Below are 12,282 nucleotides of genomic sequence, written 5' to 3'. Positions count from 1 at the left end.
ATATTGAATATGCGCAATTCCTTATATGGATTATTTATAATATTGCTAATGACAGCATGTAATTCGAAGCCTACAGTGGTTGAACCTGTTGGACAAACAAGTGGGACACCAACACCATCAGCCATGCCTCAAACGGAAACTTCGCATAAGGTTTTAGTCGAAGAAGTCTTACAAACAAGTAAGTATACTTATTTATACGTGAAGGAAGGCGAATTATCGCAATGGATCGCCATTTCTAAAGCTGATGTGTCAAAGGGGGCTGAAGTAGTCTATACCGGTGGATTAAAAATGAAAGCTTTTCAAAGTTCGGAATTGAATCGCACCTTTGATGAACTATTATTGGTATCGAATATTAAATTGGCGGGAGCTCAAAATCCCAATTTATTTGATGAATTGCAAAAAGGAAAAACGGATGGACCAAAAGAAAAAATCCAGGCGGTAGCGGGAGCCGTTAAAATTGCTGAAATATTTTCAAATCCTGAAAAGTACAAGGGTAAAAAAATTATAGTTAGTGGCCGATGTACAAAAATCAATTTTCAGATTATGGGAAAAAACTGGATTCACCTCGAAGATGAATCCGGATCGAAATCTACATTAACGATTACAAGTCAGGATGCCATCGAAGCAGGCAGATCTGGTGTTTTCGAAGGCGTCATCGCATTAAACAAAGACTTTGGTGCGGGATATAAATATGATGTGATTATGGAAGAAGCCAAATTAAAATAAGCACCCAACATTTTTGATAAGTTGTAAAAACTAAGTTTTTTCCGAAATATCCAACTGCTTATTTCTAAAGTAAGCTCCGAGACTAATCGCAACAAGTATAACAATCAGGTAATAAACAAAAGCAGGTATTGGCACTGGATCGCCTGCTGCATATGAATGCAATCCTGATAAATAATAATTCACTCCATAATAAGTCATCATTACAGATGCAAATCCGAATAAAGTAGCAGTATTGTATGCATATCTGCTTTTTAAACCGGGGATCAATCGCATATGTAGAATGAATGAATAAATTAAAATAGAGACCAGTGCCCAGGTTTCTTTCGCATCCCATCCCCAATATCTTCCCCAGGACTCATTGGCCCAGACACCCCCTAAATAAGTTCCGGTACTCAGCATAACCAGGCCACCTATGATGGTCATTTCACTTGTATAACTCATCTCATCAATGACCCTGTCCATTCTGATTTTATTATTTCGGGTCGTAAGAATCATGAGAATCAAATTCAAAGCACCTATGAGTGCCCCGAGCACCAAAAAGCCATAACTTCCAGCTTCAAGTGATACGTGAATGGTGAGCCAATACGATTTTAGAACTGGCACTAATGGCGTGATTTCAGGATCGAGCCAACTCAAACCAGCTACCATAAGTACAATGGATGATAATAAGCTGGTTGCTGCCAATCCGCCAAGGGATTTTCTTGAAAATAGCAGTCCCGCTAAAACCGTTGTCCATGCAATATAAATCATAGATTCATATCCATTGCTCCAGGGTGCTCTTCCAGATACATACCATCGCAGTCCCAAACCAAAAGATTGGAATAAAAATCCTGCAATAAATAGTATTAAAGAAATGCTCAGCCCCAATTTCAAGGATTTCGATGGAGCAAATACACTTGTAAACAATAAACCAAGAAAAACTAATGCTAAAAGTCCATAATACTTGCTCAATTTTCCAAAAACATTCAAATCATTTAACAAGATTTCTGCAGTTAATTTAGAATCAGAAGGAATGATGTCTTTTCCTAGTTTGTGTTGATATACTTTTAATTCCTGAATTAATGAATTGGCAGTTGACCAATTATTTGTGTTTTCGGCCTCTCGGATTTGTTCGATATATGCTTTATAAAATCTATCCGGAAATGCTTCCGCAGCGATTTCTAGTTGTTGGTGAATATGTTGACCAGATGGAGCATCCCATTGAAAATTTGGGTGATTTTCTACGGGAAAAAGTTTTAACAAACTACCGGAGAAAACCATACTTGTGATGTTCAGTTTTTCATCCAGTTTCAAAATTTCTTTTTCATAAACACCACGGTCAACTGGCTTTTTATTAAATGCCTCCCTGACATCATCTCTAAGAATATACTCACCCTCCGCATTAAAAAAATCCAGGTACGATGCGTAGCCATCAGAATTTTTAAAGAGATTTTGTATTTTTTCGTGTTTACCAATTTTGATGATTGGCAATTTATTCCAGATTTCCGGAAAAGCAGACATGCAAATAAACACCTGATCGGCATTCATTCCATATAAAGACTCTTTACGCGATAACTTTCTGAGAATTTCCAAACTCAAAGTATTCATGGGTTTCATTCGGCCATTCACATCCTGGACGATAACTTCTCTAAACATTTTGGCATGAGACGGATCAATGGCTGGAATTTGTGCCTGTACATTCTGTGTTGAAGTTTGGGCAAAAAGTAAAGTATTCAGAAGTAAGCTTGCAAATAAAAGAACTAAACTTTTCGGTCTGAGCTCTTGAATTCTGCGACTTAAATATTGGAATCGGCTGGTTTTATCAAACAAACTAATCAACAATCCAAGGGTTAATAAAATATAACCTATATAGCTCACCCAGGTTCCCGGAGCATCTCTATTTACACTTAGATAAGTTCCCAATTCATCTTTATCGAAGGAAGATTGGAAAAAGCGATAACCATCATGGTCCAATATATTATTCATATAAATGCGCAGTTCTTTTTGGATGTTTTTTCTGGAATCTATGAGCGTCACTTCACTTGCATAAGATGATGCGCTGTTGGTACCCGGATAACGATCCATGATAAAATCCCTTAATTTTAGTTCGAAGGGAAGTTGAATGCGCTTGGCTCCATAACTCCAGCTGAAATTGCCTTCTGGAAAACTAAGGGTTCTGGGATTACCTTCATTCCCCGGACTTCCTGAAATGTAAAATTCCTTGGACTGACCATTTACACTCAATTTTAATTTCAAAGCTGCTATACTTGAACTACTCATTTTAGCATCGGAAGAACTCACATCCACTTTTGCACTTTTATTAAATTCACTTACTACAAAGTTGAAGGAACTAGAAGAATAAAGAGATCTGAAGCGAAGCATGTGATATTTCTCGGGGGCGAGTGTATCTTTTTGCTGAGTAGCCATAACCATTTGCATAAATGGTTCGTGATACGCGATCAGTATTGAGTCATTTTTCAACTGAATATTGACTGCATTTGCTTGTGGAATCTCTGCAAAATTAAAAACAGTACCAGCTATCAATCGCGGACTATTATACTTTAGCAAAAATTCTTCACGACCTTGCTCTCCACCCATAACCAATTTTATGAAAGGGGCGCCTGACGGATCATCTGTTAAGACTTCAATTGGATTTGGAACAAATTCAAGTAATTCAACATCCACTTTTTCTTGTCCAAGCAGGAAGGATTGCTGATAATTATGATTTCCTTTTGATGCAAATAAAACCTTGTCTTCAGTTTTATACTGCAAACCTTTAATGTTGGCTTGCAATTGTAAATAAGATTCTGATGACAAAATGGTATTGCTAGATTCGCCTTCGCGGATATGCATGATACCTTCATATCCGAAATAGCGGGTGATACCAGAACCCATCAATATGACAATAATTGATAGATGAAACATTAAAGTTCCCCATTTTTTCTGTTGAAAAAATCGAAATTTAATAACATTGAAAATCAGACAAAATCCAAAAAGGACAAGCAATAATTCGAACCATTTTGCTTTAAATATTAATTTTTGAGCAGAGCTTGTTCCAAAGTCATTTTCGATAAAAGTGGCAACTCCAATAGCTGCTGCAAAAAGCAACATGTATAAACCGGCAGCTCTCGTGGAGAAAATGATATTAAAAATTTTAGTAAAGTAATGCATGGATGTTTGAAAATTTCTGATGGATCGATTAAATTCAAGTTTCTACAATACAAATGCCATAGAAGGCAAGGTAATTGGACCTTTTGAAGAATAACAAACACTAATATACTTTGGTTTAAGTTTTAAGGTTTAACATCAGATGTGAAAGAGCAGTTAATACTGCCAACATGATCAGACGGCCCGGCGGGGTGATTTTGATTTCATTTTCATCATCCGGGGCAATGCTTAAGTCAATGAATTCCATGACATCCTGATTGGGAATTTCAGCGTAAAAAATTTCGACCAGTTTGTCATAATCATTTTGTTCGTTGATATATTTCCAGCTGAATTCTTCGGCCTTAATCACTTCATCTTCACTAAAAACTGGTAAGCTTATTTGTTGCTTAAATGTACCATAGAGTACCAGAAAAAGAAATAACAAATAATCGAGTTCTTCTTCCGTCAATAATTCGGCATGGCTTCCAACTAAAACATCCATCAACAAAGCTTGATCTGTTTGTAATTCATCCAATAATTTATCAATTTCTTTTTCTTGATTTTGGAATTTGAGGACGCAGGCATCCAGTTGTTGTGTATTTATCATTTTTTATTCTTTTAGATCTTTCCAGGTCCAAAGGTACATACAAGCTAGCGAACGATGTGGCCTCCATTTTTCTGCAATGCGCAACATTTTATGTTGGAGTTCTTTGCCTTCTTGCTTTAATTTATACAGTTTTTTCATAGCCATCTGGATGCCATAATCTCCAGATGAAAACACATCTTCCCGGCAAAGGCCAAACATCAGTACCATTTCAGTAGTCCATACTCCAACACCTTTAATTTGGATGAGCAATTTAGCGATTTCTTCGTCTGGTAATGACTTCCAGTCTTTTTTGTGGAGTTTATGTATTTCGAAAAACTCGGCAATGTTTTTAATATATTGTGATTTTTGTGCAGACAATCCTATACTTCTGAGACGATCGATAGGCGTGTTTATGATTTCCAGATTTCGAGGGAATTTACCACCAAAGAGTTCCAGGAATCTTGTGAAAATGACTTTGGCAACTTTAACCGAAAGCTGTTGGGAAATGATAGAACTGACGAGATATTCACGGATATCTGATTTTTGTCCCGGGATATGTAAGGCACTTTGAGGAATCAGATCAACCAGTATTTTCATTTTGGGATCTTTTGAAAGGACTTCCTGTGCATTCATTCTTTAATTTTCGTATTTTTGTAAAACACATGAGAAATTTAATACTGATCATTGTATTGAGCCTTTTCACAGAATCAGTTATTCTGTGTCAAAAGTATAAAAATATGTCGTTGGCATCACGTTACGATGATGATCAATTGCCTCAACAGAGTGGAGTTGCCTATAGCGATGTTTGGGGATATGCCTATCCGGATGGTAAAGAAATAGCCATCATAGGTACTTTGGATAGCATTTGGATTTATGAAGTCACGGATCCATTCAACATTCGGCGCGTTTTTAGTTTCTCCGGTGGATTTCGTACCATTTGGAGGGAATTCAAAACTTACCAAAATTATTTATTTGCAATTACCGATGCTGCAAACGAAGGGCTTACCATATTTGATTTGAAAAACGCTCCGGATTCGATTGTCTTGGCACACAGGGATCATGCTCATGTGTTGACTTCACATATGTTATTTGTCGATACCGCAACCGCACATTTGTATATTGCAGGTGGTCGCGACAGTAGCGGACCCGTTGATTTAATAATGATGGATTTGCAATTCGATCCAACACATCCCCGTCTGATCAAAAAAATAGATTTACCCGGCAATTATGTGCACGATCTGTTTGTCAGAAATGACACGGCTTTTTGTTCCCATGGTTTTAACGGTTTTTACATTTATAAAATAGAACAGAATGGAGATTATACAGAATTGTCTTCCATCAATATTTATCAGCAACAAGGGTACAATCATAGTTCCTGGTTGCACGAAAATGGAAAATATTTAATTTGGGCAGATGAAACGCACAATACCAGTTTAAAAATGGTGGATGTCAGCGATCGACAGAATCCTCGTATTGTAAAATTATTTCGCTCTGCATTAGAAGCTCCTTTGGATACCGCTAGTATGGCTCACAATCCCTACTTTAAAGGAGAATATGCGTTTGTGAGTTATTATCATGATGGAGTCGTTGTATTTAATTGCAGCGATCCTTTGAATCCTGAAATCATTGCTTACTACGACACAGAGCCTTCTAATCAGGATTATTCGCAACAATATGCCGGTGCCTGGGGTGTTTATCCTTATTTGCCTTCCGGTTCTATACTCGCTTCTGATATTCAAAATGGTTTGTTTGTGTTGTATTTGGATTTTCAACTGAGTTTGTGCGAACCTGAATTCCAAGTGCAGAAAATTTCAGACCAAGCAGAAATAAACTGGAAACTGCCGGAATCCATTTGTTATTCAGAACTCAGTTTGCAAAGAGCTTATAATCATTCCGGGTTTAAAGAAATTTATATTCCACCCAACTTTCCATCGCAGGGAAGATTTACAGATGCAATCAAAGCGCCTGGTGATTATTATTATAAAATGAATTGGCGCATCATTGATGAAATTCACGAGTCTTCCATAAAAAATATCCATCAAAATGCGGATTGTTTCGATTTCCAAATCGCAAACAATATATTGTCAAGCCAATGCGGCGAAACATTTATTAAAAAATTAAACATATTAAACGCCGAAGGAAAATACATTGCAGCATTGAATGACATTCAATTACCCTATTCGCTCGTGTTTCATAATCTGCAAGGGATTTATTTTTTGGAAATCATAGACAAGCTGAACAAAACCAAAACCATCCGCTATCCAAATTAAGTACAATTTATTGACCCTAATTCCAATCCCTGCAATCCAACTATTCTTGGCATTCTTGCCAATCCTGTAATTCCTATCAATCCTATTAAATCCTAGTTAATCCTAGTCTATCTTAGTTAATCTCAGTCTATCCTAGTTAAACATAGTCTATCATAGTTAATCATATTCTATCATAGTTAAACATAGTCTATCATAGTCAATCATATTCTATCATAGCCAATCCTAGTTAAAAGACAACTTGTTTCACCAGCACTTCTTCTTTTCTTTTTACAGTTACATCGGCACTCTGGCCTTTTTCAAATTTGGACAGCGCTTCCATATATTGATAGACATCTTTAATGTCAAAACTTCCTATTTTTATAATGATGTCTCCACCCATAAGTCCTGCTTTTTGTGCGGGCCGGTTGTCCAAAACAGCGTCCACGCGCATTCCTTCGCCATTGTATACGTAGTCCGGCATAACACCCATCGTAACTTTAAAAGAGGAGGCCCTTTGTTTATCCTCGTCTTTGGTTTTTTGAAAAGTTAAGACCGGCTTATCAGACAGATGAATCAGTAAGCCCCAAATAATTTCGCTGACCTCGCGAATGCCTTCGTAATTCACAAGATGACTATCATCTGAAGGTTTATGGTAATCCTGATGCTGTCCGGTAAAAAAGTGTATGGCAGGAATATTTTTGAGATAAAAAGCCGTGTGATCAGAAGGTCCAATCCCACCATCGCTGTAGTTGAATTGAAAACCGGGCATTCTGCAATTATCCAAATGCGTTTTCCATTCAATTGCCGTACCAACGCCACTAATGGCCATTGTTTTTTCAGCATTAAGTCTGCCCACCATATCCATATTGATCATAGCATGAATGCTTTCATGCGGAATAGTAGGTTTTTCTATAAAAGCTTTTGAACCCAGGAGCCCCATTTCTTCACCCGAAAATGCAATAAACAGGATATTGAATTTAAGTTTTTTCTCATTTTTCAGGTTTTCTGCCAGCCACAACATGGCAGCTATTCCACTTGCATTATCGTCGGCTCCATTATGAATGGCTTTTTCATTTGGGCTTCGGGAACCCGAGCCTCCATAACCCAGGTGATCGTAATGTGCACCAATGACGATGGTCTTTTTAGCTTTTTTGTTTAAAAAACCGACCACATTTCTGCCTTTGCCGTCTATTTTCGGTCCGCCATGAGGATTCGCTTTAAAAGAAAATTCGTAAAACCAATCTTCAGAGCCTTTTGGACTCAAACCTATTTCTTTCATCCGATGTGCTATGTATTCAGCTGCCATCATTTCTCCCGGGGTTCCGGTTTCGCGGCCTTCCAGGACATCAGAGGCGAGGTACACCACATCAACGCGAATACCCAATAACGGATCATATTGGCTATAGAGAATGTTTGTACAGCCAAACAAGAAAACAAAAGTAAAAACCCTGATGAACCAACAATGGACCGTCTGAAATGGGTGCATAATCTTTATTATTTGTAAATGATGCGCAAAGCTAAGGAACAAACTAAGCAAAAGAGGCTTCAAAAACGTAATTTTGCAGCATTAAGTTCAAAGTATGAATCGCAAATGGTTAATTGTTGGGGGTTTGATTGTTGTTGTGTTTGCTTATTTTTTAGCATGCTTTTTCGGCCCGGCAAGTTATAAGTATTCCAGTGAGATAAAGATTGACGGACCTTATAAAATGGCTTACATAGCTATCAATGATATCAAGGACTGGCCAAGATGGATCAGTTGGGCTAAAGATGATCCCGGGTTTAAATTCTCAAAAGGGGGCCGAGAACACTTTATTGGAGCCAACTTTAGCTTCGAATGCAAAGCTTTGGGTGAAGGTTACGTAGAAATTGAAGAATCCTTTCAGGATAGTCTGGTTACAGCCATCATGAAATCTGATAAACTGCCTTCCAAACTAAACTTAAACTGGCAAATAATACCCGAGGGCACAAAGAGTTTGTTTCTGAAAATGAATGCCAGAATACCAGGAAGAATAGAATTTTGGAAAAGAGCCTGGTATATCGGTATGCCGGCAACATTGGATGCAACACTTCAAAATGATCTGGAAGGCATTAAAACCTATATTGAACAATTGGTAAAAACTGAGTTTGGTATCCAAAAATCAAGCTTTACAGAGAAACATTATATTGGTATCCTTGATATTATCGTAAATTCAAAAATACCGCAGTATTATGCGAAATCATTGCCAAAGGTTTACAAATTTTTAGATTCTCTTGGAGTGAAATTTGTCGGACCTCCTGTGGGCTTAATCTTTGGATGGGAGGCTAAGTTGGGCCAGGTGCTTATTATGGCAGCCTTGCCTGTAGAAAAGCCGATGCCAAATTATACAGGTTACACTTCCTATACCATCAAGCCAACTGATTGTTATAAACTCGAGAATTATGGCAGTTACACGAGTTTGCGAAATGCGCATACCAAACTCACTTACATCATGGATAATTCTCCTTATATTTTAGGAGCTCCAATTATTGAAGAATACGTAACCTCACCCTCTCAGGAACCGGACACTTCAAAATGGCTAACGAATGTTTATTACTTATTTGACAATACAGGCGGATACGCGAAATCTCTCGAACGAAAATATACTTTGGAAGACGTCATAAAAATGGAAGAACAAGATCGGAGAAAAAATATTATCGAATCCTTGATCCGATAATATTTTTAAGCTTAAATGGAATTAGATTTAATAAACTCCAAATAATGAATGACAGCCCAACGAAAATGATGATAGACAGTCTATTTATGGCAGGGAAATTTGATCCGTCGCTAAGAGATGGATTTATTGAATTCGAATCAGAGTTGGACAAGTCACATATGTTTCTTCAATTAGATGCATATATCGCTTTTTTAAAAATGAAAGAAGCTGCGTTTAAAGATACGGTTCATTTATTCATTGTCTCTGCATTTAGAAGTTTTGAAAAGCAACAGGAAATTTGGGAACAAAAATGGTTGGGTAAATTGCCGGTAGATGGAGTAGACGTCAATACGATAACAAAGGACCCTGTGACCAAAGCTCAAAAAATTCTTGAATACACAGCACCTCCGGGTTTTTCAAGACATCATTGGGGAACCGATATTGATATTAACGAAGTGGAGCCCGATTATTTTGAATTGGAAGAAGGAAGTCGCGTGTATCAATGGCTCATTCAACACGCGCGAAAATTTGGGTTTTGTCAATCTTATACGGAATATAATCCTATGAGACCAGCAGGGTTTAAAGAAGAAAAATGGCATTGGTCTTATGAACCATTATCGTATCCGATTTGGTCATCTCAACTAAAACAATTTGATCACAGGGAAGTCTATCCATTTCTTGGAGTCGAATACATGCATTCAGTCAAACTATTCGATTTTATTAAAAATGTAAATCATTGCAGCGAACTTGTTAACGAGTAAATCGTTTTAAGTTTAATATAATTGTCGAATTTTTGGAATTCGCATTTTAAAAATCAATAAACACTATAATGGCTTTAACAGAATCCAATATGCTTCCGCTTGGCACACCAGCACCTGATTTTGAACTTCCTGATGTGGTCAGCGGGCAACTCATTCAACTCTATGAGCAATCATCAAAAGACGCTTATTTGATTATGTTTATTTGCAATCACTGTCCTTATGTAGTGCATGTTATGGATGAATTGGTAAATCTTACCAATGAATATTTGAAAAAAAACATAGCTATTTTTGCCATCAGCAGTAATGATGTGAGTAGTTACCCTCAGGATGGTCCCGATAGAATGAAAGAACTGGCCTTGTTAAAAAATTTTTCATTTCCTTATCTCTTCGATGAGACGCAAGAAATTGCAAAAGCTTATGATGCAGCTTGTACACCTGATTTCTATGTTTTCGACAGGAATAAAATTTTAAAATACAGGGGTCGATTGGATTCAAGCAGGCCTCAATCAGGTGTTCCACTTTCCGGAAGAGATTTGCGCAATGCATTAGAAGCTGTTTTGTCTGATCAACCTGTGGACGCTGAACAATTTCCAAGTTTAGGCTGTAATATAAAGTGGAAGAAAAATTGATAAAACTATCTACATGCCTCAGCACAGTTTACTTATTCAGGAATGTTGTCATGAAATAGATGTAATCACAAAGCTGGTCACAGAAACTTACAGTAAAATGGCAAGCGAAAAATTATTTCAAAAGGGAAAAGAGGGTTCCTGGAGTATTGCTGAAAACTTAAAGCACATCATTCTTGTAAATACGAGTTATTTTCCGGTGATGGATCGCTTATTAGAATCGACGGAGCCAGTTAGATACCATTGGTTTAAAAAGTATATAGCCAAATTTGTAGGTCCTTGGTTATTGAAGAAAGTTTCGCGGCATCGGAAAGAAAAGATCAAAACTTTTTCAATTTGGCAACCTGAACAATTGAACCCGGCACAAGATATCATCCATATCTTCAAAGAACATCAGGAGCTTGTCAAAATGTATTTAATGAAGAGTAGCCCTTTGCTGGCATCTGGATGCATTATTTCCTCACCTGCAAATAATGCAGTGAGTTATCGTTTGGAGGATGCTTTTCGGATATTGATAGAGCATGAATGGAGGCATCTTCAACAAATCCATGAAACGCAATCATTCAACTAAACGGCTGGCAAAAATGTTTGGTCCGGAAATGCTTGTAAAGCAGCAGAATTGGGCAAAATAGAAAGAAATTAAAATATATTACATTAAAACATACTATATAATATATTGATAAATAAAATATTATATATTTAACCCCATTTTGAAAATCCAAAATTGGTATTATTTTTGTATCTGAAAAGGAAAGGATACTAAATATGAAGCCCGCAATAACATTACTCCCCCATCACAAGCTGTTATTCGTGATCTTTTCTGCAATATTTTTAACAGCCACCCGTCCCGTTACGGTACAAGAAAAATATATTGAGCAATTCAAGTGGTTGGCCATTCAGGAAATGGAGCGCACAGGTATACCTGCAAGTATTAAAATGGCCCAAGCGCTGCATGAATCTCAATCTGGCCGAAGTGAGTTGGCAACAAATGCAAATAACCATTTTGGAATAAAATGTAAAGCAAACTGGACCGGAGATACCTATCAGTACAAAGATGATGACAAGGATCAAATTGGTAATTTGATTTTTTCCTGTTTCAGGTCTTATTCTTCTGCGATGGATTCCTATTTAGATCATTCGGATTTTATCAAATTCCGGCCCAGATATAGCCAGCTTTTCGAATTGCCCGCCAACGATTACAAAGCCTGGGCGTATGGCTTAAAAAAATGCGGATATGCAACTGATCCCAATTATCCTGAAAGATTGATTCGCCTGATTGAAAAATACAATCTCGATTTATTGGATCAGAAAAAAGCACAAAGCGATTTTGTAGTAACAGAAGAACCAAAAGCGATATTGGCTTCAGAAAATGCAATTAAAGGAATTCCTGTAGATTATTTAACGAAAGAGATCCTTCCTTTGGAATCTAAAAAGCCACTTGTAAAATCTCAGTACAAGAAAAGTAAACAATCGAAGAAAAAATTGCGCAAGAAAAAGAATCTTGAATTGATTAAGGCTTGATCTCGTTGATTGTTG

General features: G+C 37.2%; 11 protein-coding genes. 7 read left to right on the top strand and 4 right to left on the bottom strand.

Annotation, left to right across the window (positions count from 1 at the left end; translation table 11 throughout):
- The first annotated feature begins 9 nt into the window (after positions 1-9).
- Entirely contained in the window at positions 10-726 is a 717-nt protein-coding gene (locus IPM92_15130; GenBank protein ID MBK9109661.1) for a hypothetical protein, read from the top strand.
- 30 nt (positions 727-756) lie between these two features.
- On the opposite strand, the gene ccsA is transcribed toward IPM92_15130, so the two are convergent.
- The 3 genes from ccsA to IPM92_15115 form a co-directional block, all read right to left on the bottom strand.
- The gene (ccsA, locus tag IPM92_15125) at positions 757-3,876 is read right to left on the bottom strand and encodes a cytochrome c biogenesis protein CcsA (GenBank protein MBK9109660.1); all 3,120 of its coding nucleotides are present in this window, start codon (positions 3,874-3,876) and stop codon (positions 757-759) included.
- 115 nt (positions 3,877-3,991) lie between these two features.
- The gene (locus IPM92_15120; protein ID MBK9109659.1) at positions 3,992-4,459 is read right to left on the bottom strand and encodes a hypothetical protein; all 468 of its coding nucleotides are present in this window, start codon (positions 4,457-4,459) and stop codon (positions 3,992-3,994) included.
- A gap of 3 nt (positions 4,460-4,462) precedes the next feature.
- The gene (locus IPM92_15115) at positions 4,463-5,071 is read right to left on the bottom strand and encodes a DNA-3-methyladenine glycosylase 2 family protein (GenBank protein ID MBK9109658.1); all 609 of its coding nucleotides are present in this window, start codon (positions 5,069-5,071) and stop codon (positions 4,463-4,465) included.
- Between the two features lie 29 nt (positions 5,072-5,100).
- Between IPM92_15115 and IPM92_15110 the strand changes: the two genes are divergently transcribed.
- Complete coding sequence (locus tag IPM92_15110) at positions 5,101-6,708, top strand: choice-of-anchor B family protein (GenBank protein ID MBK9109657.1); 1,608 nt, start codon at positions 5,101-5,103, stop codon at positions 6,706-6,708.
- A 226-nt stretch (positions 6,709-6,934) separates the two neighbouring features.
- On the opposite strand, the gene IPM92_15105 is transcribed toward IPM92_15110, so the two are convergent.
- Positions 6,935-8,173, bottom strand: a complete 1,239-nt coding sequence (locus IPM92_15105) for a M20/M25/M40 family metallo-hydrolase (protein MBK9109656.1) — start codon at positions 8,171-8,173, stop codon at positions 6,935-6,937.
- A 94-nt stretch (positions 8,174-8,267) separates the two neighbouring features.
- On the opposite strand from IPM92_15105, the gene IPM92_15100 reads away from it, so the two are divergent.
- The 5 genes from IPM92_15100 to IPM92_15080 all read left to right on the top strand — a co-directional run bounded on the left by IPM92_15100 (position 8,268) and on the right by IPM92_15080 (position 12,267).
- Positions 8,268-9,380, top strand: a complete 1,113-nt coding sequence (locus IPM92_15100; GenBank protein MBK9109655.1) for a hypothetical protein — start codon at positions 8,268-8,270, stop codon at positions 9,378-9,380.
- Positions 9,381-9,466: 86 nt separating this feature from the next.
- On the top strand, positions 9,467-10,120 hold the full coding sequence (locus IPM92_15095) for a M15 family metallopeptidase (protein MBK9109654.1): 654 nt from the start codon (positions 9,467-9,469) through the stop codon (positions 10,118-10,120).
- A 68-nt stretch (positions 10,121-10,188) separates the two neighbouring features.
- On the top strand, positions 10,189-10,749 hold the full coding sequence (locus tag IPM92_15090) for a thioredoxin family protein (protein MBK9109653.1): 561 nt from the start codon (positions 10,189-10,191) through the stop codon (positions 10,747-10,749).
- A 13-nt stretch (positions 10,750-10,762) separates the two neighbouring features.
- Positions 10,763-11,317 carry a DinB family protein gene (locus IPM92_15085; protein ID MBK9109652.1) on the top strand — a complete coding sequence of 185 codons (555 nt, stop codon included), beginning with the start codon at positions 10,763-10,765 and terminating at the stop codon, positions 11,315-11,317.
- Positions 11,318-11,511: 194 nt separating this feature from the next.
- Positions 11,512-12,267 carry a glucosaminidase domain-containing protein gene (locus IPM92_15080; GenBank protein ID MBK9109651.1) on the top strand — a complete coding sequence of 252 codons (756 nt, stop codon included), beginning with the start codon at positions 11,512-11,514 and terminating at the stop codon, positions 12,265-12,267.
- Positions 12,268-12,282: the final 15 nt, after the last annotated feature.

The organism is Saprospiraceae bacterium, from assembly GCA_016719615.1.
Taxonomy (GTDB): Bacteria; Bacteroidota; Bacteroidia; order Chitinophagales; family Saprospiraceae; genus Vicinibacter.
This window is presented reverse-complemented; position numbering and strand designations above follow the sequence as displayed.